Annotated in this window: 21 protein-coding genes; 8 read left to right on the top strand and 13 right to left on the bottom strand. The window is 68.4% G+C overall.

Translation table 11 applies throughout. The features are described 5' to 3' along the window. Positions 1-103 precede the first annotated feature (103 nt). On the bottom strand, positions 104-1,234 hold the full coding sequence (locus tag HBB12_RS02935; RefSeq protein ID WP_236992642.1) for a glycosyltransferase family 4 protein: 1,131 nt from the start codon (positions 1,232-1,234) through the stop codon (positions 104-106). Positions 1,235-1,458: 224 nt separating this feature from the next. Then, positions 1,459-2,031, bottom strand: a complete 573-nt coding sequence (locus HBB12_RS02930) for a polysaccharide biosynthesis/export family protein (RefSeq protein WP_236987987.1) — start codon at positions 2,029-2,031, stop codon at positions 1,459-1,461. Positions 2,032-2,227: 196 nt separating this feature from the next. Between HBB12_RS02930 and HBB12_RS02925 the strand changes: the two genes are divergently transcribed. Then, on the top strand, positions 2,228-4,804 hold the full coding sequence (locus HBB12_RS02925; protein WP_236987986.1) for an exopolysaccharide transport family protein: 2,577 nt from the start codon (positions 2,228-2,230) through the stop codon (positions 4,802-4,804). Between the two features lie 873 nt (positions 4,805-5,677). Here the strand turns inward: HBB12_RS02925 and HBB12_RS02920 are convergent. Together HBB12_RS02920 and HBB12_RS02915 are read right to left on the bottom strand one after the other, a co-directional pair. Further along, the gene (locus HBB12_RS02920) at positions 5,678-6,214 is read right to left on the bottom strand and encodes a GNAT family N-acetyltransferase (protein ID WP_236987985.1); all 537 of its coding nucleotides are present in this window, start codon (positions 6,212-6,214) and stop codon (positions 5,678-5,680) included. 180 nt (positions 6,215-6,394) lie between these two features. Beyond that, positions 6,395-7,561 carry a type III PLP-dependent enzyme gene (locus HBB12_RS02915; protein ID WP_236987984.1) on the bottom strand — a complete coding sequence of 389 codons (1,167 nt, stop codon included), beginning with the start codon at positions 7,559-7,561 and terminating at the stop codon, positions 6,395-6,397. Positions 7,562-8,270: 709 nt separating this feature from the next. Between HBB12_RS02915 and HBB12_RS02910 the strand changes: the two genes are divergently transcribed. The 3 genes from HBB12_RS02910 (at position 8,271) to HBB12_RS02900 (ending at position 11,040) form a co-directional block, all read left to right on the top strand. Next, positions 8,271-9,890: an OpgD/OpgG family glucan biosynthesis protein gene (locus tag HBB12_RS02910; protein WP_236987983.1), complete on the top strand. Its 1,620-nt coding sequence runs from the start codon at positions 8,271-8,273 to the stop codon at positions 9,888-9,890. Beyond that, on the top strand, positions 9,887-10,375 hold the full coding sequence (locus HBB12_RS02905) for a GNAT family N-acetyltransferase (RefSeq protein ID WP_236987982.1): 489 nt from the start codon (positions 9,887-9,889) through the stop codon (positions 10,373-10,375). The genes HBB12_RS02910 and HBB12_RS02905 overlap by 4 nt, the downstream gene beginning before the upstream one ends. Before the next feature lie 194 nt (positions 10,376-10,569). After that, positions 10,570-11,040 (top strand): hypothetical protein, encoded by a 471-nt coding sequence (locus tag HBB12_RS02900; protein WP_236987981.1) that lies wholly within the window; start codon positions 10,570-10,572, stop codon positions 11,038-11,040. A 51-nt stretch (positions 11,041-11,091) separates the two neighbouring features. On the opposite strand, the gene HBB12_RS02895 is transcribed toward HBB12_RS02900, so the two are convergent. Further along, on the bottom strand, positions 11,092-11,706 hold the full coding sequence (locus HBB12_RS02895) for a CatB-related O-acetyltransferase (RefSeq protein WP_272913312.1): 615 nt from the start codon (positions 11,704-11,706) through the stop codon (positions 11,092-11,094). 84 nt (positions 11,707-11,790) lie between these two features. On the opposite strand from HBB12_RS02895, the gene HBB12_RS02890 reads away from it, so the two are divergent. Then, on the top strand, positions 11,791-14,130 hold the full coding sequence (locus HBB12_RS02890) for an NADP-dependent malic enzyme (protein ID WP_272913242.1): 2,340 nt from the start codon (positions 11,791-11,793) through the stop codon (positions 14,128-14,130). A gap of 245 nt (positions 14,131-14,375) precedes the next feature. Here the strand turns inward: HBB12_RS02890 and HBB12_RS02885 are convergent, their stop codons facing one another. Then, entirely contained in the window at positions 14,376-15,137 is a 762-nt protein-coding gene (locus HBB12_RS02885; RefSeq protein WP_236987979.1) for a hypothetical protein, read from the bottom strand. 254 nt (positions 15,138-15,391) lie between these two features. On the opposite strand from HBB12_RS02885, the gene HBB12_RS02880 reads away from it, so the two are divergent. Then, positions 15,392-16,189 carry an eCIS core domain-containing protein gene (locus HBB12_RS02880; protein ID WP_236987978.1) on the top strand — a complete coding sequence of 266 codons (798 nt, stop codon included), beginning with the start codon at positions 15,392-15,394 and terminating at the stop codon, positions 16,187-16,189. Positions 16,190-16,422: 233 nt separating this feature from the next. Here the strand turns inward: HBB12_RS02880 and HBB12_RS02875 are convergent, their stop codons facing one another. From HBB12_RS02875 to HBB12_RS02860, 4 genes are all read right to left on the bottom strand, one after another. After that, positions 16,423-17,220 carry an LptA/OstA family protein gene (locus HBB12_RS02875; protein ID WP_236987977.1) on the bottom strand — a complete coding sequence of 266 codons (798 nt, stop codon included), beginning with the start codon at positions 17,218-17,220 and terminating at the stop codon, positions 16,423-16,425. Between the two features lie 3 nt (positions 17,221-17,223). After that, positions 17,224-17,967 carry an LPS export ABC transporter periplasmic protein LptC gene (lptC, locus tag HBB12_RS02870; RefSeq protein ID WP_236987976.1) on the bottom strand — a complete coding sequence of 248 codons (744 nt, stop codon included), beginning with the start codon at positions 17,965-17,967 and terminating at the stop codon, positions 17,224-17,226. Between the two features lie 117 nt (positions 17,968-18,084). Beyond that, the gene (locus tag HBB12_RS02865; RefSeq protein WP_236987975.1) at positions 18,085-18,699 is read right to left on the bottom strand and encodes a ribonuclease D; all 615 of its coding nucleotides are present in this window, start codon (positions 18,697-18,699) and stop codon (positions 18,085-18,087) included. A 92-nt stretch (positions 18,700-18,791) separates the two neighbouring features. Then, positions 18,792-19,190: a ComEA family DNA-binding protein gene (locus HBB12_RS02860; protein WP_236987974.1), complete on the bottom strand. Its 399-nt coding sequence runs from the start codon at positions 19,188-19,190 to the stop codon at positions 18,792-18,794. Between the two features lie 259 nt (positions 19,191-19,449). Between HBB12_RS02860 and rpmF the strand changes: the two genes are divergently transcribed. Next, positions 19,450-19,635 carry a 50S ribosomal protein L32 gene (rpmF, locus tag HBB12_RS02855; protein ID WP_048425702.1) on the top strand — a complete coding sequence of 62 codons (186 nt, stop codon included), beginning with the start codon at positions 19,450-19,452 and terminating at the stop codon, positions 19,633-19,635. A 92-nt stretch (positions 19,636-19,727) separates the two neighbouring features. Here the strand turns inward: rpmF and HBB12_RS02850 are convergent, their stop codons facing one another. Continuing rightward, on the bottom strand, positions 19,728-20,930 hold the full coding sequence (locus HBB12_RS02850; RefSeq protein WP_236987973.1) for a YbfB/YjiJ family MFS transporter: 1,203 nt from the start codon (positions 20,928-20,930) through the stop codon (positions 19,728-19,730). Positions 20,931-20,994: 64 nt separating this feature from the next. On the opposite strand from HBB12_RS02850, the gene HBB12_RS02845 reads away from it, so the two are divergent. Then, positions 20,995-21,948, top strand: coding sequence for a LysR family transcriptional regulator (locus HBB12_RS02845; protein WP_236987972.1), 954 nt, complete (start codon positions 20,995-20,997; stop codon positions 21,946-21,948). 141 nt (positions 21,949-22,089) lie between these two features. On the opposite strand, the gene HBB12_RS02840 is transcribed toward HBB12_RS02845, so the two are convergent. Continuing rightward, entirely contained in the window at positions 22,090-22,317 is a 228-nt protein-coding gene (locus tag HBB12_RS02840; RefSeq protein WP_236987971.1) for a hypothetical protein, read from the bottom strand. Positions 22,318-22,434: 117 nt separating this feature from the next. Beyond that, positions 22,435-23,037, bottom strand: a complete 603-nt coding sequence (gene phaR, locus HBB12_RS02835; protein ID WP_236987970.1) for a polyhydroxyalkanoate synthesis repressor PhaR — start codon at positions 23,035-23,037, stop codon at positions 22,435-22,437. Positions 23,038-23,275 lie beyond the last annotated feature (238 nt).

The raw sequence follows: 23,275 nt of genomic DNA, 5'->3' as shown, positions 1-23,275 counted from the left end.
ATCGACCGGGGGTTAGGATCGGTATCCTGCCGCCAAGCCCTGAGCGAAGGCTTAAAAGGACCATGACGGGTTTGTGGAAAATCGGCGGGACCGGGACGGCGGGTCAGCCCCGCGCGGCGGCGTAGCCGGCGAGCCCGTCCTCCGCCATCCGGCTCATCGAGAAGCGGCAGCGGACGAAGGCGCTGAGCGCCGCCGCCTCGCCGGCGCGCTGCTCCGGATCCTGGTCGACCTTGCGCAGGATCGCCGTGCTGAGGGCGGCGGCATCGCCCGGCGGCACCAGAGCGGGCGCGGCGGGCCCGAAGATCTCCGGGATACCGCCGACATCGGTCGAGACGAGGGGCTGGGCGGCGGCCGCCGCCTCCAGGATCACGTAGGGCAGCGACTCGGCCAGCGAGGGCACCACCATCACGGTGGCGCGGCTCAACGCGGCCCGGATCGGCTGCGGCGGCTCGAACAGCACGTCCTCGGCGAGGCCCAGCGCGGCGACGCGGTTGCGCAAAGCGACCTCGTCGGGCCCCGAGCCGACCACCAGCAGGGTCAGGCGCCGCCCCAGCTCCCGGCGCAGGCGCGCCAGCGCCTCGAACAGCACCGGCACGCCCTTCGCCTCGCGCAATTCGCCGATATAGACGAGGTCGAGCGGGGCCGGACCCAAGACGATCGGGGCGAACTCGGCCGGCGAGATGCCGTTGTGCACCACCCGCACCAGCCGGTCGGTCGGGCCGACATAGGCCCGGTAGCGCCCGGCGATGTAGTCGCTCTCGAACAGGAACACGTCGGTGCGCCGGGTGAGCATACCTTCCGCCAGCATGTAGAGGCGGTGGAGCGGCGAGCCCGGGCGGTAGTTGAAGCTGCCGCCATGCGGCGTGTAGGCCCGCACCGGACGCGCGCTGCCGCCGGCCGGCGCCAGGCGGGCGAACAGGCCGCCCTTGGAGCCGTGACCGTGCAGGACGGTGGGCGCGAGCCGGGTCACTAGGCGGGAGAGCGCCGCCAGGGCGGCGAGGTCGCTCGGATGCGGGTTGCGGCGCATCGGCAGCCGGGTGATGCCCAGCGCGAGATGCGGCGCCAGCTCGGCGAGGACCGCCTCCGCCCGGGCGCCTCCGGTGCTCGCATCGCAGAACAGGCCGACGGCGTGGCCGGCCTCGGCTTGCAGCCGTGCGACGTCGAGGACGTGACGGAACAGGCCGCCGACCGGGGCGCGGAAGACGTGCAGGATCCGCTCGCGCGGGGCGGACACGGGCTCCGGCGGCGGGGGATCGGCGGCGAGGCGGAGGGGGGTGGCGGCCACGGGCTTGAATCCTCTGAGCGGATGACGGCGCCGCGGCGGGCGGCTGCCGGTATCTCGCCCCAAGGCCGTGGCCGGGCGGTTAAGCGGCGGGAGGGAAGTCCAGTCCGGAGAGCGATGGATGAGGGCGTGGTTAATCGACGGTCAGCGCAAGTCGAAGGGTTTGCGCAATGCGGTCAGAACCACCGCTCCTTGACCACGATCGTGTCGCCGGGGCGGACCGGATAGGTCATCGGGACGATGCCGGAGACGAGGCCGGTCGGTCCCTCGCGGGTGAGCACGGCGTAGTCGCGGGCGGCGCGGGGGCCGAAGCCCGCCGCGATCGCCACCGCGGTCTCGACCGTCATGCCGCTCACGAAGGGATACTGGCCCGAGGTGGTGACCTCGCCCAGGATGAAGAACGGCCGGTAGACCTCGACCTCGACCGTGACGTGGGGCTCGCGCACGAAGCCGTCGCGCAGGCGCGCCTCGATGGCGCGGGCGGCCTGGGCGGTCGAGCCGCCGGCGACCTTGATCGGGCCGATCAGCGGCATGGCGATGCGCCCGGCCCCGTCCACCGCGTAGATGTTCGAGAGGTTGTCCTGGCCGAACACGATCACCCGCAGCCGGTCGCCGGAGGCGAGCGAGTACGACGCGCCGATCCCGCCGGTGCCGGTCTCGTCGAGGAGCGCGGTGCGGTACTCGGGCCGCAGGCAGCCGCCGAGCGCGAGCGTGGTCGCCAAGCCTGTGAGAAGGGCGCGTCGGTTCATCGCTTCCGGCCAGTCCAAGTCGTGTCGGAGATGTTGTCCCCAGGCCTAGGGTGTCGTGGTTAATGAAGTCTCACCCGGACCGCGATCGGGACGGCGCAAGAGGAATCCGGTCTTAACCGCGCGGCAACCTTAATCGCGTCTGCTGACGGCAAGGCCCGGTCCGGGCCAATCCCCGCCTCCTCATCGACGGTCCGCAATGCCCCGCGTCTTCCCCTTCGCCGAGCGGTCGCAGGCCCGGCTGCCCGACCGCCTCGCCGGCCGGGCCCGCAAGGGTCCCAAAGACTCCGGCTCCGAGGAGCCGAGAAGCGCGAGGACGGTCGCCAGCCCCGACCGGGAACGCGACCCCGAGGACGGCCTGACCCTCAGCGATGTCGGCCGCCTGCTGCGGCGGCGCTGGCTCGTCATCCTGCTGCCGACCGTCGCGGCCTTCGGCCTCTCGGTCGCCTTCGTCCAGGTGGTGACGCCGCGCTACACCGCGGAGGCCAAGCTCCTGCTCGAGAGCCGCGACAGCGCGCTGACGCGGCTGCAGCAGGACCGGGGCGAGATGCCCCTGCCGATCGACGAGCAGGCGGTGGCGAGCCAGGTCCAGGTGGTGATGTCGCGCGACATCGCCCGCGAGGCGATCAAGAGCCTCGGCCTCGTCGGCAATCCCGAATTCGACCCGATGGTCAAGGGCGTCGGCGGCCTGCAGCAGATGCTGGTGATGCTCGGCCTCGCCCAGAATCCCCTCGACCGCGAGCCGGTCGACCGGGTGCTGGAAAAATACTTCGAGCGGTTGCTGGTCTACCCCGCCGGCAAGTCGCGCATCCTGACGATCGAGTTCCGCTCAAAGGATCCGGAACTGGCCGCGAAGGCCGCCAACACCATCTCGGACCTGTACCTGTCCTCGCTCGCCGCCGTGAAGGTCGACACCGCCCGCTACGCCTCGACCTGGCTCGGCACGAATATCGAGAACCTGCGCAGCCGCGTCGCGGAGGCCGAGGGCAAGGTCGAGGCGTTCCGGGCCCGCAACGGGCTGATCGGCAGCGGCGGCACCGCCAACCAGCCGCTCGCCGCCCAGCAGCTCGCCGAACTCTCGACCCAGCTGACCCAGGCCCGCGCCGCCCAGGCCGATTCCGGCGCCAAGGCCAAGCTGATCCGCGAGATGCTGAAGGACGGTCGCGGCTTCGAGATCCCCGACGTCGCCAACAACGAGCTGATCCGTCGCCTGGTCGAGCAGCGCATCGGCCTCAAGGCGCAGCTGGCGCTGGAGGCCCGGACCCTGCTGCCCCAGCATCCGCGGATGAAGGAGCTGCGCGCCCAGCTCGAGGGCCTGGAGACCCAGATCCGCGCCGCCGCCGACCGGGCGGTGCGCACCCTCGAGAACGATGCCCGCATCGCCGGCAGCCGGGTCGAGAGCCTGCAGGCGGCGGTGGATGCCCAGCGCGGCATCGTCGCCAAGGCGAATGGCGACGAGGTCGAATTGCGCGCGCTCGAGCGCGAGGCGAAGGCCCAGCGCGAACAGCTCGAATCCTATCTCGGCCGCTTCCGCGAGGCGGCGGCCCGCGACGCGGCGAGCGCCGCGCCGGCCGATGCCCGCGTGGTCTCCCGCGCGGTGGTGCCCGACCTGCCGTCCTTCCCCAAGAAACTGCCGATCGTCCTGTTCGCCACGGTGATCGCCTTCCTGTTCGCCATCGGCGCCATCGTCGCCAAGGCGCTGCTCTCCGGCGATCCGCCGGGCCGCGGCCGCGGCCGTCCACCCGTGCGCCGGCCGGAGACCGAACCGGTGCCGGAGGCCCCCGTCGCGGCGGCGCCTTTCCCTGCCCCTGTCATGCCCGCTCCGGTCATGCCCGCGGCGGCCTCCGCCGCCCGCATGGCGGAGCCGGACGTGTCCGCGACGCCCGCAACCGGCCTCGAAGCCGATCTGCGCCCGAGCGTCGATCCGGTCGCGGCTGCCGTGCCGGCGGCGTCCCCGGCTTTCACGCCGCCCGTCGAGCCGGCGCCCCTCGCGACGGCGCACGCCGCCCCCATCGCCGCGACACCGGCCGCGCCGCTCCCGGCCGCAGAGCCGGCCCTCGCCGCGACGGTTCTGCCTGCCGATCCGGCTCCGATTGCCGCAACGGTCCCGGTCGTCGCACCGGCTCCGGCGCCGCTCCCGGCCGCTCCCGTTCCGCCCGCCCTGCTGCCCTTCGAGGCCCGCTACGACCTCGACATCCTGGTGGCGCGGCTCGACGCGATCGAGACGGCGGGGGGCGGCCGGCGGGTGCTCCTCATCGGCGCCGGCGACGAGACCGACCTCGACGGGCTCGCCCGCAGCCTCGGCCGCGCCGCCGCCCTGCACGGCCGCGCCCTCCTGGTGCGCCTCGACAGCCCGCGGGAGGACCGCCCGGGCCTCGCCGACCTCGTCGCCGGCCGCGCCGACTTCACCACCGTGATCCAGCCCGACGAGGGCCCGCGCCTGAACCTGATCGAGCGCGGCCGCGGCGGGGCCGAGGCTCTTGTCGCCGGACGCGACGCCCTCGGGCTCACCTTCGACGCCCTCGGCGAGGCCTATGATTGGGTGATCGCCTGCCTCGGCGACGGCTTCTCCGCCGAGACCCGGCCGCTGGTGAGCGCGGTCTCGGCCTGGATGGACGCGGTGGTGATCGCCTCGAACGCCGAAGCCGACGACCCGCGCCTCGTCGGCCTGTTCGACACCGCCGAGGCCGCCGGCGTGCCGGAGGTGATCGTGGCCCAGGACCGGGTTCCGGCCGAGGTGCCGATACCGACCTATTCGCTGCGCCGGTCGGCGTGAGCCGGGGGCCGGGGCTGCCCGATGATGGACGACGACGAGGTGGAGGGATTTCCCCCTCCCCGTGTGAGATCAGGTTGCTCGATCTCTCGCAATCTCAAATCCACCGGGTCATTCCGGGGCCGCGAAAGCGGAGCCCGGAATCCAGAACCTCGGATGGGTCAGGATCGAGCGGAGATCGTTCCGCTTTCTTCTGGATCACCTGAGTGTCTGGATTCCGGGCTCCGCTACGCGGCCCCGGAATGACGAGGAGGGTGACAACAGTGTCGAGGAAGGCAAGCGAACTTTCTGAGAGTTCGTTTGAAAATTTTTCCAACATATACTTGGGAAACATATACTTGGGAATCGTGCGGTTATCTCATCCACTTACCTCATCCTGATGTGCGACAGAAGGGGGCCTCGAAGCAGGGCTCCGGGGATCGCCGCGGCAGCTGGAGTCCTCCTTCGAGGTCAGTCGATCTTCGATCGACTAACACCTCAGGATAAGGTGGGTGGTTGGGAGAGTCCGCAGTCCTTCTCGCTTTTTCGGAAGATAAATCCACCCGAACCGGCACTGAGAGATTGCCGCACTCTTATCCGATCGCTCTCAACCTGATCCCAGGGTTCGTCGAAGACGAGGACCCGGGATCCATAGCCGCCGAAGATTCGGAAGAAGCGGATAGCGTTCCCGTCTTGTCCGGCATCGTCAGCGGTTACGGATCCCGGGTTCCGCTTTCGCGGCCCCGGGATGACGTTGAGGATGTCAGTTGGGTCGGATCACTTGGGCAGGCTCCGAGAGGTGGGTCTCGTCGATGGGAAGACTATCCACCTGCGATGCGACAGCCCTCCCCCCAGCTTGCCGCAAGGCCGGGCAGCCCCGGCCTCGATTGGCGCCGGTCAGGCGGCGACGCGGTACGTCTCCGCCGGCAGCGCGCTCTGCTCCATCCGCCCGGTCGCCCGAACCATGCCGGTCGCGCCGTCGAGCGCCCCCGGCGCGAGGTCGAGGGCGAGGAACCGCTCCGGCGCGTAGGGCCCCGGCAGGCTCAAGGTCCCGACCCGCTCGTGGGTGAAGCCGAAGCGGGCGTAGTAGGGCGCGTCCCCGACCAGGATCACCGCCCGGTGGCCGAGCGAGGCCGCGCGGGCCAGCGCCTCGCGCATCAGCCTGTTGCCGAGGCCGAGCCCGTGCAGGGCCGGATCGACGGCGATCGGGCCGAGCATCAGGGCGGGGATACCGCCGGCATCGACGTGCCACAGCCGCACGGTGGCGACCAGACGGCCGTCCATCTCGACGACGAGGGCAAGGCCGTCGGCCGGAAGGCGGCCTTCGCGCAGGCGCTCGCAGGTCTTGGTGAAGCGGGCCTCGCCGAAGCAGGCATCGAGCAGGTGCTCGCGGGCGGCGACATCGGTGGCGCGCTCGTCGCGGATCTGGATCACGGCCGTACCCTCCCGATACTCACAGAAAGCGGGCAAAGGACAGCCCTCGCACCTGCCGCACGCGGCGGGCCGTCCGGGACTTGTTCGGTGGCTGGAAAAGGCGCGAAAGCGCCGGGGCCCGTGAGAACGGCCGACCCGGCGCTTCGTTCCGAAGGACCGGCGCCTCGCGGCGCCGAACCCTCAGATCACGTAGGACTGGAGCGGCGGGAAGCCGTTGAACGCCACCGCCGCATAGGTGGTGGTGTAGGCGCCCGCGCCCTCGATCAGCACCTTGTCGCCGATCGCCAGCGAGATCGGCAGCGGGTACGGGGTCTTCTCGTAGAGCACGTCGGCCGAGTCGCAGGTCGGGCCGGCGAGCACGCAGGGGATCGTGCGGTCCTCGTCGTGCTCGGTGACGATGCGGTAGCGGATCGACTCGTCCATCGTCTCGGCGAGGCCGCCGAACTTGCCGATGTCGAGATAGACCCAGCGCACCTCGTCGGCCGCGTCGGACTTCTGCGAGACCAGCACCACCTCGGCCTCGATCACGCCGGCATTGCCGACCATGCCGCGGCCCGGCTCGATGATCGTCTCCGGCAGCTGGTTGCCGAAATGCTTGGTCAGCGCCCGGAAGATCGCGTCGCCGTAGGATTCCACGCCCGGCACCGCCTTGAGGTACTTGGTCGGGAAGCCGCCGCCGAGGTTGACCATCGAGAGATGGATGCTGCGATGGGCGCATTCGCGGAAGATCGCCGCGGCCGAGGCGAGCGCCCCGTCCCAGGCTTCCGTGTTGCCCTGCTGCGAGCCGACATGGAACGACACGCCGTAGGCGTTGAGGCCCGCCCGGGTGCCGTGCTCGAGCACGTCCACCGCCATCTCCGGCACGCAGCCGAACTTGCGCGAGAGCGGCCACTCGGCCCCGGCGCCGTCGCACAGGATGCGGCAGAACACCTGCACGTCCTCGCGGGCGACCTTGACCGCGTCGGCGGCGCGGGCGATCTTGTCGATCTCGGCCTGGCAGTCGACGGCGAAGAGCCGCACGCCGAGCTGAAGCGCCCGGGCGATGCAGCGCTCCTTCTTGATGGTGTTGCCGAACGACACGCGGTCGGCGGTGGCACCGGCGGAAAGCGCCATCTGGATCTCGACCACCGAGGCGGTGTCGAAGCAGGAGCCCATCTCGGCGAGCGCCCGCAGCACCTCGGGGGCCGGGTTCGCCTTGACGGCGTAGAAGACGCGCGTGTCCGGCAGGGCGCGGGCGAAGGCGGTGTAGTTGTCGCGCACGACGTCGAGGTCGAGCACCATCACGGGACCCTCGTCCCGGCCGAGCTCGCGGCGCACGCGCAGGAAATCGCGGATGCGATCGGTCATGATCAGCCCCACCAAAGGTTCGAGAGGGCTCCCGCGGGAACCCGAAGTCGAGATCAAGACGGCGCGCGTCGGCCGTCCGGCGTCAGGGGGCGATGCGGCGCGGCGCGGACGTGCTGTGGAGACACGCCGTGCGACGCGGGCGCAGAGCACCCGGAAGCTGCCTTTGCTTGGAACGGGGAAACCCGATCCGCACTCGGGGCAAGGAGAAACAAGCCTCTTCGGTGTCGGCCTTTGGAGGGCCGACGAGACCAAAAAAGCCCGTTCGTCGTTGCTTTAAGCTGCGTCCCCCGTGGAGAGCGGGGTTCGCCGGTTTTGCCTCCGGCTGCCGGTTGTTGTCGGGGTCCGGTGTTTCCACCTGGATGCCGGCCGGAGGGATCCACCCTTCCCGGCCATCGATCCTTTAAGACCCCTGGCGGCTGTCCGGCCTCTTGTCCGGATGCCCACCAACCGGCACGCGGCCACAGGCACGTGCGAAATTGGGCAAGGCGGTAGATACGGGCCATGCCCCCCGGCCGCAAGCCCCGATCTCCCGATTTCCGGCGGAATTCCCCAGCGTGGCGCGGGAGATACAGCGCGCGACAGGCTCGGATCCGAAACATGACGACACCGTCACATGGCGGGGCCTTCTCAAGTGACGCCGGACGGGCCATTCAACCCGACGACGCACGAGGCGCCCGTTCAGCCGGAGCGCCTTATTCTCCGGGACACCATGACCATCGCACCCTCGCGCCGCGCGCTCATCGCCGGCCTGCTCTCCTCCGCCGCCCTGACCGGGGCGGCCACAGCCCAGGTCGGGCCGACCCAGCCCGGCCCGAGCGCCCTGCCGCCGCCGGAGCCCGCCCCGGCGCCGTCCGGCCCGCCGCGCTTCCGCTTCGACGAGGTGGTCCGCCGGGCGAAGGCGCTGGCCGGGGCGCCGTTCGAGGCCACCGTGGCGCCGCTGCCGGCGCCGCTGGCCTCCCTCGACTACGATGCCTGGCGCGACATCCGCTTCCGGCCGGACAAGGCCTTGCTCGGCGACCTGGACGGGCCGTTCCGGCTCCAGCTGTTCCATCCCGGCTTCCTCTATACGAGGCCGGTGACCGTGAACGTGGTGCGCGACGGCGTGCCGACGCCGATCCCCTACCAGCCGGCCCTGTTCGATTACGGCCGCACCACCATCGACAAGCCGCTGCCGGTCACCCTGGGCTTCGCGGGCTTCCGGCTGCACTACCCGCTCAACAAGCCGGGCGTGCTCGACGAGCTGATCTCGTTCCTCGGCGCCAGCTACTACCGCTTCCTCGGCCGCGACCAGCTCTACGGGCTCTCGGCCCGGGGCTTAGCCGTCAACGTCGAGGGCGTCGGCGGGCCGGAGGAATTCCCGGTCTTCCGCGAGTTCTGGATCGAGATGCCGCCGAAGGGCGCCGACCGGGCGGTGATCTACGCCCTCCTCGACGGGCCGTCCTGCACCGGCGCGTTCCAGTTCCTGGTCTATCCCGGCGACGAGACCGTGGTCGACGTGCGCTGCACGCTGGTTCCGCGCCGGGACCTCGCCACGGTCGGGATCGCGCCCCTGACCTCGATGTTCTTCATCGGCGAGAACGACCGCCACCACTCGGACGATTACCGCCCCGAGCTGCACGATTCCGACGGATTACTGATGCAGTCGGGCGGCGGCGAGTGGATCTGGCGGCCGTTGCGCAACCCGAAGGAGCGCTGCATCTCGGCCTTCGAGGACCGCAACCCGAAGGGCTTCGGGCTGATGCAGCGCGACCGGGTGTTCGAGGATTACCAGGACCTCGAGGCGTTCTATCACCGCCGCCCGGGCTACTGGGTCGAGCCGCAGGGCGAGTGGGGCGAGGGCACGGTGCGCCTCGTCGAGCTGCCGACGCAGAACGAGACCCACGACAACATCGTGGCCTCCTGGCAGCCCAAGCAGCCCTACAAGGCCGGCGAGGCGGTGGAGCTGTCCTACAAGATCCGCGCGCTCGCCGAGACCGACGACCTGCATCCCGGCGGGCGCGTCGTGAACACCTACGTCGCCCGCACCACGGCGAGCGGCGGCACGATGGACGCCAGCGAGCCGCGCACCCGGCGCTTCCTCGTCGACTTCTCGGGCGGCGACCTCGGCTACTGGCTCACCGACCCGATGGCGGTCGAGATCGTGCCCTCGACGACGCAGGGCAAGATCCTGGCGGTCTCCCTGGTGCCCAACCTCCACGTGCGGGGCTTTCGCGCCGCGATCGACGTGCGGCTCGACCAGCCCGGGCAATCGACCGAGCTGCGCGCCTTCCTGCGCGCCCGCGGCCAGACCCTGACCGAGACCTGGACCTATCCGTGGACGGCCGCGTGAGCGGCCACCCCTCCCCTGCACCGGTCGTCACGATCCGGCCGGCGATCCGGGACGACCTCGACGCCCTGATGGCGCTCGAAGCCGCGGCCTTCGCCACCGACCGGGCCGAGCGCCGGGCGATCCGCCACGCCATCGGGTCGCCGTCGATCTCGCTGCTGGTCGCCCTCGACGAGGCGGTGCTGGTCGGCGCCGCCACGATCGAGCGCCGCCGCGGCAGCGGTCGCGCCCGCCTGTCCTCGATCGCGGTGGCGCCGAGCCGGGCCGGCACGGGGCTCGGCCGGGTGCTGCTCCAGGCTGCCGAGGCCGAGGCCCTGGCCCGGGGCTGCGAGGCCTTGCGCCTGGAGGTCCGCGAGGATAACGGCGCCGGCATCCGCCTCTACGAGCGCAGCGGCTATCGCCGCTTCGAGACCGTGCCGGACTATTACGAGGACGGCACCACCGCCTGGCGCTACGAGAAGCGTCTCGCGGGTGGGGAGGCGTGCTGAGCGACCTGCCCCGTCCTGGTACAACCACCCTACGAGCGGGACGGGCCCGGTACCACCTGACGGGCTTCGACCCGGCGAAATGTGCCGCCGGGGCATGGTTTCCGATTGGTTTCCACTGGCACGCCTGACGCAAGGAGACCCCTGACCGGGGCCGTCGCGCCCCATTGCGGGATCCTCCAGGAAGGGTGGCAGCCATGGCTCTGACGAACGCCGATTTTCGCCGGATGGTCACCGAGAGCCGTGACGGGGGGGCTCGCCCGTTCGCGCCCGGGAGCCTGTCCGATCGGGCCACGCCGCAACGCGAAGCGGCGCCCCGGTCTGCCGTCCGCCACGACGTGCGCATTCGCGATGACCGCAGCCATGACGTCCGCCCTCATGACGTCCACCCTCATGACGGGCGCACCATCGAGATCGTCTGGGCGCCGACTCCCGCGCCGTCGCGCAGCCGCCTCCTCGGCGGCCTCGTGACCCTCGCCAAGGTGCTGGCCCTGCCGGTCCTGTTCATCGGCGGCCTCTATGCCCAACCGGTCTACGAGTGCCAGAAGCAGAAGAGCCTCGGGATGCTGTATTACGGCACCACCGTGCAGATGTGCGTGAACGAGCGCGTGGCCGAGCACGCTGGCAGCATGCAGGCCTTCGTGGAGCGGCAGATGCGGGGGCTGTGACGGCCTGCCGATCCTCCGAGGCGGCGCGGCTCCACGGCACCCTCGTGGCGGTCACCCTGGTGGCGCCGGCTCCCCTCCCCTCACAGCCCGCACCAGGGAATCGGCATCGCCGCTCTGGATGAGCGGCACCAGGGCCCGCACCCGCTCCGGCGGCAGGTCCCACCAGGCGGTATCGACCAAGGCCGCCACGATCTCAGGCGGGAAGCGGTGGCGGATCACCCGGGCCGGGTTGCCGGCGACGATCGCGTAGGCCGGCACGTCCCGGGTGACGACGGCGCGGGCCGCCACCACGGCGCCGGGGCCGATCGTGACCCCCGACAGGATCAGGCAGCCCGATCCGAGCCAGACATCGGCACCGATCGCCACGTCGCCCCGCGAGGCGTGGTAGTCGTCCGGCGCGTCGAGGTCCGGCCACAATCCCGTCATCGCCGCGAACGGATAGGTCGAGACCCAGTCGGTGCGGTGGTTGCCGCCGAGCAGGATCTCGACCTTGTCGGCGATCGAGCAATAGGGGCCGATCGACAGTCGGGCGCCGGATTCCGGGAAGCGGATTTTCGGCCTGCCGTAGGAGTACGGGCCGATCCGGAAGCCGTAGCGGGCGGTAAGCTTGGCGAGATGCAGGCGGGTCTCGTTGTGAGGGTTGCGCCCCTGCCGCAGGCGGTGCAGGAAACCCATCACCCGCGCACTCCGGCATGAGTCGCGGGCAGGATGGCAAGCCCGACTTTTCGGGCGACCCGGGGAGACAGCGCGGTGAGCAGCAACATTTCGGACGATCTGAAGAGCGGCGCGCTGTTCTATCACCGCAATCCGAGACCCGGGAAGCTGGAGATCCAGCCGACGAAGCCGCTCGGCAACCAGCGCGACCTCGCGCTCGCCTATTCCCCGGGCGTGGCCGCCGCCTGCGAGGCGATCGTCGCCGATCCGGAGGAGGCCGCGAGCCTCACCGCACGCCAGAACCTCGTCGCGGTGGTCTCGAACGGCACCGCGGTGCTGGGCCTCGGCGATATCGGCCCGCTCGCCTCCAAGCCCGTGATGGAGGGCAAGGCGGTCCTGTTCAAGAAATTCGCCGGCATCGACGTCTTCGACATCGAGCTCGACGAGAAGAACGTCGACAAGCTCGTCGACGTGGTGGCGGCCCTGGAGCCGACCTTCGGCGGCATCAACCTCGAGGACATCAAGGCGCCGGAGTGCTTCGAGGTCGAGGAGCGCTGCCGGGCCCGGATGAACATCCCGGTCTTCCACGACGACCAGCACGGCACCGCGATCATCGTGGCGGCCGCCGTCCTCAACGGCCTCGAATTCGCCGGCAAGAACATCGCCGACGTCAAGATCGTCACTTCAGGCGCGGGGGCGGCTGCGCTCGCCTGCCTCAACCAGCTCGTCTCGCTCGGCGCACGCCGCGAGAACATCTTCGTCACCGACCTCGAGGGCGTCGTCTTCAAGGGCCGTGAAAAGCTCATGGACCGCTGGAAGTCGGTCTACGCGCAGGACACCCAGGCCCGGACGCTCGCCGAGATCATCCCGGGCGCCGACGTGTTCCTGGGCCTCTCGGCCGGCGGCGTGCTCAAGCCCGAGATGCTGGAGCGGATGGCCGAGAAGCCGCTGATCATGGCGCTCGCCAACCCCTATCCGGAGATCATGCCGAACCTCGCCGAGGAGAAGCGGCCGGACGCGATGATCTGCACCGGACGGTCGGACTTCCCGAACCAGGTCAACAACGTCCTGTGCTTCCCCTACATCTTCCGGGGCGCGCTCGATGTCGGGGCGACCACGATCAACGAGGAGATGAAGGCGGCGGCCGTCAAGGCGATCGCCGGGCTCGCCCGCGAGACCCCGTCCGACGTGGTCGCCCGCGCCTATGGCGGCGAGGCGCGGCCCTTCGGCCCGCACTCCCTGATCCCGAGCCCGTTCGACCCGCGCCTGATCCTGCGCATCGCGCCCGCCGTCGCGCAGGCGGCGATGGAGTCCGGCGTCGCCAAGCGTCCGCTGCCGGACGTGCAGGCCTATGCCGAATCCCTCGACCGGTTCGTGCATCGCTCCGGCTTCATCATGAAGCCGGTCTTCACCAAGGCCAAGGAGGACCCGCGCCGGGTCGTCTACGCCGAGGGCGAGGACGAGCGGGTGCTGCGCGCCGTCCAGGCGATCGTCGAGGAGGGCTTGGCCAAGCCCATCCTGATCGGCCGTCCGAGCGTGATCGAGACCCGCCTGAAGCGCTTCGGCCTCGCGATCCAGCCGGGCCGCGAGTTCGAGCTGATCAACCCGGACGACGATCCGCGCTACCGCGCCTACGTCCAGACCTACATGGATCTGGCCGGCCGCCGCGGCATCACGCCCGACGCCGCCCGGACGCTGGTCCGCACCAACAATGCGGTGATCGGCGCGCTGGCTGTCCGCCGCGGCGAGGCCGACGCGCTGATCTGCGGCCTGGAAGGGCGCTTCGAGAGCAAGCTGCGGGTGATCCGCGACATCATCGGGCTCGCGCCCGGTGCGCGGGACTTCGCGGCGCTGAGCCTCATCGTCACCTCGAAGGGCGCCTACTTCATCGCCGACACCCATGTGCGGCCCGATCCGAGCGCCGAGGAGATCGCCGACGTCGCCATCGCCTGCGGCGACACCGCCCGCCGCTTCGGCCTGTCGCCGAAGATCGCGCTGGTCAGCCACGCCGATTTCGGCTCGTTCGACACGGCCTCGTCCCGCAAGATGCGCCAGGCCCTCACGTTGCTGCGCGAGCGCGCGCCCGACCTCGAGGTCGACGGCGAGATGGCGGCCGACACCGCCCTGTCCCAGGCGATCCGCGACAAGGTGCTGCCGGGCTCGCGCCTCAAGGGCGAGGCCAACGTGCTGATCATGCCGAACCTGGACGCGGCCAACATCGCGTTCCAGTTCTCCAAGATGCTCGCCGACGCGCTGCCGGTGGGGCCGCTGCTCCTTGGCCCGGCGCAGCCCGCCCACATCCTGACCCCGTCGGTGACGGCGCGGGGCATCGTCAACATCACGGCGGCGGCGGTGGTCGAGGCGCAGGGGAGCGAGGGGGTGAAGGTCGAGGCGGATAGTACGGCGGAGGCGGGGACGCCGTTGGTTTCGGCGTAATTGGAATGGGGCGGCCCGGCGAGGTGATCGCTGGGCCGCCAGATTTACAAGGATATTACGGTTTGGGGCGCAGTTTCATTCCGTATGCAGCAGGGAAAGCTCCGAGATATTGGACATCTGCACCCGAACTTGATTAGCTTGTCGCATTTGAATGACGCATTGCACTGCTTTAGAATAATATTTCCGATGCCAGACGTTGATGCCAAATCTTGTGATACAGCACCGAGTGAGTCACTGCCATAGTCTCATGGCTTAGCCGGACAAGGTGGAAGGGCGGACGGCAACGGCAGGACGGCAGGAGCGCCTGTACGGATTGCGAAGTTGCTAGTTACATAAAGTGGGGGGATCTCACCAACCACTGCACAGTCAACTCGAAATCCCTGCTGAACACGCAGGCCGAGCAGGTTGCTCTGGAACGCGATAGCAAGAATGCCAAGTGCCCTTTCTTTTGTCAAAGGATCACCTTTGTTATTATAATACCAGTTCGCAAATTGAGATGCAAATTCGTCATACTGATACTTATACTCGTTTCTAAGCACAAACTCTAGCATATCAAATGCTATACGTCTGTCTTGCAAATTATCATCATCCGCGCGCACAGCAAAATATTTGTTATCGCGTAACTTTATTGCACTTCCATTCATAAGCTCTAAAAGAACGCCGTATATCTCTTCCCTTGAATAATTTTTATCTACGAGCCTGAATTGATCTCTATAAGCATTCGCAATATTCCGGTATTTCGCTTCGATGTCTTCTATAGACATTGGCTTCTGAGAATTTAGAAGAGTAGAAAATATTGCACCTTTTTGCCAGTCCCTCGTTGAATTCCTGATATCTACGTTAATTTCTTTGTTTTGCGACAGATAAATCGAAAGTCCTGCTAGGAGAGTCGAAGCGACTGAAATAATTAATGCAAAAATACTTATGATATGAGAGATATTTTGCGATCTTACTTGGAAATCTGCTGTTTTGTTCTGATCTGTTCGAATGCTGGGGTTTTCAGACATTTTACGCTCCGATTAAAAATCTTGGCGCAGTAAACCTTGATCCGCCCCGCCCTGTCTAGGCTAGCATAGAGGCTATTTGCGGCCGGAGCCAACTAGACATCCACACCGGACGTTTCGCATGCCGCGAACGGTAGACGCGCTTTGGAACGCGCGCATACCGCCGCAATCGAAGCGGTAAAGTCAAGTCACGAAGCCTATTGAAAATTGCTAAGTTGCATGCCAGCTTTCAGTTCACAACGAAGGAGGACGGGGCCATGCGCTCTCGTTTTGCCGCATCCACTTGTCTTTTTCTGCTATCGGCCAACTACACCTCCGCTCAAGGATTGGCTACGTGGTTCGGCGACCGCGTCGGCTTAGGTGGTGTTGGGCGAGCCATAGATAGAGGCCATGATCAAATCAAACAGGCAGTCCCGCCATATAAACATTTAGAAGAAGGCATATCAGGTGTCGTTAGGCATGGCACCGGCGAGTTGCTTGGCGAAACTGCAGGTCCTACCCTTGCCGGCCTTATCCAAGCATCGCGGAATGATGCGATAAGTGCCGGCGTCAGTCCAATTCCACCGAATATCAGAAATGCTTTGTCGGGATTTTTTCCCGATGATATTATCAATACCGTGAGATTTAGGGTTGGACTTGGAAATGATTTACTTCTCGCGTCAAATGCTTTTCGTTACGGCGATGCCATAGCCATAACCCTTGTTGATGTGATCATGTTTAAAAATGCAAATCAAGCTTTTGGAGATATAGCGCTCTGGGCACACGAACTCGGGCATGTTGAACAGTACCGCAGATGGGGCTTGATTGATTTTTCAAAGCGCTATGTCAAAGACAGTAGCGGCGTTGAGAATGAGGCAAATTCTAGAGCAAACAACTTTGTTGCCTGGCACAACAATCGCTTTCAGCAGGGGCAATATAGTCCATATTCTGGACAATCTACCAACATTTGCAGCACTCCTTACGGCCGATGCGGGATGGGACTTCCTGTCCAATATGGCACCCCCTGCGGATGCCAATCTCAATGGGGCTTGCTATATGGGGTAGCTTCAAATTAGATAAATCAGAGGCAAAATATCACAAAACGCGAGACAATATAATATTTTTCTATCGCGCCAAGAGGTTACTATATGCCCATATTTATCAGCAATCGAAATCCAGAAAATATCAGATTTAACACATTACATCTGCGCAGCTGACCCTCCTCCACAATCAATCCCGCAGCAGATCAAGTCAGATAGATCCAAACCATACCGGGCCTGTGGTGAATAGTTCTTCCACACGCCTCCACCTACCCCCGCGGCTTCGGCGCCGCCTTCCCCGCCTGTCCCGGCGGCTGCGCACAGCCCGCCTGCTTGCCCTTGGCGCCGTCATCCTTGCCGCCCGGCACGAACATTGCCGAGACGCGCCCGCCGGCGACCGGGTCCATGTTCGCCCGGCCGGTATTCATGTCGTAGACGAGGCGCGAGCCACGGGTGACGTTCTGGCACTGGCTCAGCACCACGTTGCCGGTCAGCACGACCCGATTCGCCACCCGGTCGAACACCGCGTTGTCGCCGCTCGCCACCTGATCCTTCGACACCACCGTGACCGGGCCGGCGCAGACCACCTGGCGGATCGCGCTGCCGTCGGTCGGGTCGGAGGATTTTTCGGCCTTCTCGACCTTGGGCTCGGGCTTCGCCTCGACCTTCACGGCCTTCTCGACCGGTTTGGCCTCCACCGGCTGGGCGATGGACGCCTTCGCGTCGGGCTTCACCTCGCCCCCCTTGGCCTCGGCCCCCTTGCCCTTCGGCTCCTTCTCCTTGCGCTGGTAATGCACGGTCATGCTGGAGCAGCGGATCGTGCTCTCGCCCTGCACCGCCACGACGTTGCCGGCGAAGACAGCCTTATTCTCGCGGTCGAACACGTCGAGCCGGTCGGCGTCGATCTTGATCGGCTCCTTGCCGCCGCCGCTGCTGAAGGCGCCGAAGCCCGAGCCGGCCTCCTTCTTCTTGGGCGCGGGCGCGGGCGTCTCGGACCGCGAGGCCGACGGGAGGGCGACGACCGCGAGGGTGAGGAGCGCCGCGAGGGCCGGGAGACGGGGACGCACGGGCTACTCGTCCTTGATCTGGGCCTCGGAGGTCCGCAGCGGCGGATCCTGCTCCGAGGATTCTGGCGAAGGGGCGTGGTTGAAGACCGCCTTGACGTTGCCGACGAACGAGATGGTCTTGCCGTTCTCGGTCACGTCGAGGCCGTCGGCCTTGATCGAGCCGGTCGGCATCGTGACGGTAACCGCCTCGCGCGAGGACATCGTGCCGGCCTTGAAGTCGACATGGGCCGAGGTCAACCGCGCCTCCTGGCCCTTGTCGGTCCAGAGGCGGATGTGCTGGCTCAGGTCCAGCGCTTCCTTCTGGGTGTCGAAGATGCCGGCCGTCGCCTCGATATGGGCGAGCCCCCCCGATTCGTCGGTGGTGAGGCGCCCCAGCATGCTCTGCAATTCGATCACGAAGGGCTTGCGCACGTCCTGGAGCGCAGCCTTCGCGGTGACGACGTAGGGCCGGTTGTCCTTCGAGCGGTAGCCCGAGAGCCGCGGGCTCTCCATCGTCACCTTCGAGCCCGAGACGCCGATCCCGCCGAGGCTGACCGAGACGCCGAGATCGGCGAAGGGGTTGAGCCAGGTGCCGACCACGAGGGCGAGCCCCGCCGCCCCCGCCCCGAGGGGAATCGCGCGCCGCAGCCAGCGCACCTGGGCGCTGTGCCGACGCGCCCGCACATGGGCGCGCAGGCGCCGGGGATCGAGGCCCTGGGAAACCGTCTCGAACGGGGAAGCTTGCAGCAAGGTCGTGACCGCCTGCATCGTACCGAGGTCCGGCGCGGAATGCGTGGGACGTCGGCCCCCATGCTCCGGCCCGGTGTCGAAGTTATGGCCGGCAGGTTACCAGAACGGCAACGCTTCGTCTCGCCCGGTCGAGGCTCAGCTATGGGCGAAGATGTCGGTCTCGTCCCATTCGAGCAGGTCGAGGCGGGCGCGGGTCGGCAGGAAGTCGAAGCAGGCCTGGGCGATCGCGGTCCGGTCCTCGCGGGCCAGCATCATGTCGAGCCGGTCGCGCAGGGCGTGGAGGTGGAGCACGTCGGAGGCCGCATAGTCGATCTGCGCCTGGGTCAGGGTGTCGGCGCCCCAATCCGAGGATTGCTGCTGCTTCGACAGGTCGACGCCGATCAGCTCGCGCACCAGGTCCTTCAGGCCGTGCCGGTCGGTATAGGTGCGGGCGAGCCGCGAGGCGATCTTGGTGCAGTAGACCGGCCCCGGCATCACGCCGAGGCGGTGGTAGAGCACCGCGAGGTCGAAGCGGGCGTAATGAAAGATCTTGGTGACCGCCGGATCGGCCATGACCCGCTTGAGCACCACCGGCTCGGGGCCGACCTTGGGGATCTGCACCACGTCGGCCTCGCCGTCGCCGCGGGAGATCTGCACCACGCAGAGCCGGTCGCGGTGGGGCTGGAGGCCGAGGGTCTCGGTATCGACCGCGATGGCCGGGCCCGGCACGTAATCGTCGGGCAGGTCGCCGCGGTGCAGGCGGTGGGGCATGGGAAAGGGCGTCCGGGGAAGCGAAGGGCTGCCCCGGCGCCTAGCACCCCTCCCCATGGTCGGCAAGGATCGGCCGGCGAGGATGCCCGCCGTCAGGACTTCTGGCGGGCGATCACTTTGTCCTTGATGTCGTCGTAGACGTTCGACGGGACGATCTTCTTCGACAGGAGTTCGTCCTTGCCGCGATAGGGCCGGCCCTTGATGATCGCCTCCGAGCGCGCCGCCCCGATGCCCTTCAGGGTCTCGAGTTCCTGCTTGCTCGCGCTGTTGAGGTCGATGAGGGCGGGCTTGCCGGCTTGCGCCGGCTGCGCGGCGGGGGCGGCCTTCGGAACTTCCGGCGCCTTGGGGGCGACCGGCGCCGCGGGAGCCGTCGTGGTCGGCGCCGGCCGCGTCGTCGGGGTCGACGGGGCCGGGGTCTGGGCCAGAGCGGGGCCCGCGGCCAGAAGGGCGGTCAGCGCCAGGGCGCGGGTCAGGCGGGGAAAGCGCGTCATCGGGAAAGCTCCGATCATGCCGCCCTCAGGGCCTCCGGATCTGGAGCTTCCGGGGCGGCAGGGCCCATCATGCGACCTTCGCCGTTGAACGCCAGCTTAATGAGAGTGTATGAGGGCTTGAGCGGATTTATGGGACCGGTCCCCTAGCCAGGGCGGCGCGTCTCCTCTATAGACCCCGCTCCGATCAGGATCGCGACGCGCGCGGCGGCTCCGCCCGGGGCAGCTTCGCGCCTATTTTGTTGCACGGGAAGTAGTTCCAATGGCCGTTCCGAAGCGAAAGACCTCTCCGTCGCGGCGCGGCATGCGCCGCTCCGCCGACGCCCTCAAGGCCCCGACCTACGTCGAGGACAAGGATTCCGGCGAGCTGCGCCGCCCGCACCACATCGACCTGAAGACCGGCATGTACCGCGGTCGCCAGGTGCTGAAGGTCAAGTCCGACGCGTGATCCGGCGTGGCGGCGCTCTTGACGCGCCGCCGATGACCGGCACGGGATGACGGCGCCCCTCGCGGGCGCCGTTCTCGTTTGGAGACCCCACATCAGACCGGGGCGCGGCCGGCCCGCCACAGCCACAGGGCGGTGAGCGCGAGCAGCAGCGTCGCCAGCGCGCCGGTCAGGTCAAGGGCGTCGAGGCCCGCCCAGCGCCCCGGCCCGAGGGCGCGCACCAGGAGCGGGCCCAAGATCTGCCCGGCCGCGAAGGCGGCGGTCATCCGGGCGAGCAAGGGCGTCGGCGCGTCCGGCCGCGCCTCGCGGGCCAATTGCAGGCCCGCCATGGTGGCGAGCATGAAGGTGCCGCCGACGAGCACGGCCGAGGCCGCGACCGCCCAGAGGGCATGGACGGCGAGCGGCAGGGCGGTGCCGAGCGCCATCGTTCCTTGCGCCACCGCCCAGAGGCGCCGGCGCGGCACGCCCGCGAGGAGGCGCGCCGCCACCGCGACCGAGACGAGGGCGGCGAGGCCGAACAGCGGCCAGGCCAGGCCGAAGACCAGCGGGTCCGGCGCCAGGTCCCGCGCCATGGCCGGCAGGAACGTCGCCGGCACGATGTAGCCGAAGCCGAAGGTGCCGTAAGCGAGGACGAGGGCCCCCTGCCCCGCTCCCCGGGCGACGGACGCCGCCTCGCGCTCCGCCGGACCGGCCGGGCGCGCCCCCTGCCGGCGCGACAGGAGCCCGACGACGAGCGCGCCGAAAGCCGCCAGCGCCCCGAGTTCGAGCCACAATCGCGCCGCCGGCTGGCGCCCGCCGAGCCAGGCGAGGAGGCCGGTGAGCGCGATGCCGAGGCCGACGCCGGCATAGATCCAGGCGCCGAGCCGCGGCACCTCCCGCCGGGCGAGTTCGGCGAGGCACCAGCCGCTGGCGCAGACGAGGGCCCAGGCGCTGAATATCCCGGCCGCCGCCCGCAGGAGCGCGCCGACCGCGATCGGGACGGGGTGGCCGGCGACCGCCATCGCCAACGTCGTCAGTGCCACGCCCGCGAGGCTCACTCGCAATCCCCGGACCGGATCCCCGGAGAACCACGCCGCCGTGAGAGCCCCGACGAGGTAGCCGGCATAGTTGGCGGCCGCCCATTCGGCGCCGTCCGCCGGGTTCAATGTCCCGTCGCGCAGCATCAAGGGCAGGAGCAGCGTGAAGGCGAAGCGGCCGATGCCCATGGCGACCGCCAGCGCGATGATGCCGCCGGCGACGACAGGCCCGTGGTTCGGGCGGGCGTCGAATCGGGCGAGGGGGAGATCCGTGGTGCTCATGGGTCGACCAGACACCCGCCGTCCCTTCTTGGAAAATGAATTTTCGTGACGTATTCTTCTCTTCATGAGAATGATGGACCTCGACGACCTGCACATCTTCCGCAGCGTGGTGCGGGAGGGCGGGGTCACGCGGGCGGCGAACGTCCTGAACCGGGTGCCGTCCAACGTGACGACCCGGATCAAGCAGTTCGAGGAGCGGCTGGGCGTCGCCCTGTTCCGGCGCGAGGGCCGCACGCTCGCCCTCACCGAGGCCGGGCGCACCCTGCTCGGCCATGCCGAGAAGCTGTTGCAGCTGGCGGACCTGGCCGAGCGGGAACTGCGGGGCGGTGCCGTGCGCGGGGTGCTGCGGCTCGGCTCTCTGGAGAGCGCCGCCGGCGCCCGGCTGCCGCCGATCCTGTCGGCGTTCCACGCGCGCTATCCCGACGTCACGATCGAGCTGCAGACCGGCACGACGCGGGCGATGCTGCGCCAGTTGGAGCGCCACGAGGTCGAAGCCGCCTTCGTGTCGGAGCCGTTCGAGCGCGGAACCCTGTCGTCGATGCCGGCCTTCGACGAGGAGCTGGTGCTGATCGGCGCCAAAACTGCGGACGAGCGCGCCATGACCCGGACCGTGGTGGCCTTCCCGCATGGCTGCTCCTACCGCCAGCGCCTGTTCGACTGGCTCGCGGCGGAGGGCCGATCGCCGGAGCGGGTCCTGGAGATGAGCTCGTACCACGCCATCGTCGCCTGCGTGGCCGCCGGCACCGGGGCGGCGATCGTGCCGGCGGAGGTGCTGGACCACGCGGTGCTGGGGAGTGCCGTGGCGCGCTACAAGCTGCCGGATCCGTTGCGGCTCAACCGCACGCACCTGGCCTGGTCGGGGGAGGCCAGCCCCGCCCTGCGCTCGCTGATGGGTCTGCTGGAGGCGGGGGAGCGGGATCGGAGGGGAACCGCCTTCGAGCGGCCGTTCGAGCTGGCCAACCGAATTGACGCCCTCGATGTCGTCCCGGGGCCGCGGAGCGGAACCCGGGATCGATAATCGCCGGCGATGCAGGAAAAAGCGGAACGCTGGTCGCCTTGTCTGGCACCGTCGGCGGTGATGGATCCCGGGCTCTCGACTTCGTCGCGCCCCGGGGATGACGCAGCGGGTTTCTAGACGGTCGCGTGACGCGAACAATCGTCAGAGACCGCGGCCGGCCGCATAAAGCTCCGAGGCCACCCGCGACCGATCGAGGCGCGACGGCCTCAAGGTCCCGGTCGGGCCATCGATCAGGTGGACCAGGAAGGTCGCCAGGGGCCGGGCCGGAAGCACCCGGGGGCTGGGCCGGTCGGTCTCCGGAGACCCGGTCGGGACGAGGGCCCGGCCGGTGGCGTCCGGATCCGGGACGGGCGTATCGGGCTGGGACATGCCGGAGGCTCCGCGAGGCGACGACGGACCAAAGCCGCAAGCCGCCTGCCGTGTTCCCTCTGTGCCCGCTTCCTTCTTCGCCGCGCGACTCCTCGGCCGCGCTACCTCTTGGCCGCGCTACTTCTTCGCCAGGGCCTCGAGCCGGCTCTGCATCTCGGCCATCTGGCGTTTGATATCGTCGAGCTCGCCCTTCGGGGCGGCCGAAGCGGGTACCGGCGCCTCGGCCGGCTTGTCGCCGCCGGCCGGCTGGCCGCCGGCGCCGAACGGCGTGAACATCCGCATCGCCTCGCTGAAGAAGCTCATGTTGGCGCGGACCTGCTCCTCCATGGCGTGCTGGAAGGCGGTGGGGCCGAAGGTCTGGGACATCTTCTCGCGCAGGCCGTCCTGCTCGCGGGCGAGATGGTCCATGGAATATTCGAGGAAGCTCGGCACCATCGCCCGCATGCTGTCGCCGTAGAAGCGGATCAGCTGGCGCAGGAAGGCCACCGGGAGCAGGTTCTCGGCGCCGGCCTTGTTCTCCTGCTCGAAGATGATCTGGGTCAGCACCGAGCGGGTGATGTCCTCGCCCGACTTGGCATCGTAGACCACGAAGTCCTCGCCGGCCTGCACCATCGCGGCGAGGTCCTCGAGCGTGACGTAGGTCGAGGTGCCCGTGTGGTAGAGACGCCGGTTGGCGTACTTCTTGATGACGGTGGGTGTCGACTTGCCGCTGTCCGCCATCGGTACGCTGTCTCCCTGTTGGCGAACCCGGCGGGAATTGGACGGCGCCGGGCGAGCCGAATTTTCACCGGTTCTCATGATTGGACCTTAAGGCCTTCGTGCGCTGGCGAAAATAGCAATCTGCGCGCCGTCCACGCAAACTGGCCGCGCTGCCAGCGCGAGAACCGGCCGTGCACGCCTTGACTTCGCGCAGGGCAACGCTTTCATCCACGCCAAAGCGCGCGGGATCGACGCAGCC

It is taken from the genome of Methylobacterium sp. SyP6R (assembly GCF_019216885.1).
Classification (GTDB): domain Bacteria; phylum Pseudomonadota; class Alphaproteobacteria; order Rhizobiales; family Beijerinckiaceae; genus Methylobacterium.
Note: the sequence above shows the minus strand (reverse complement) of the source record. Positions and strands in the feature narration are given on the sequence as shown.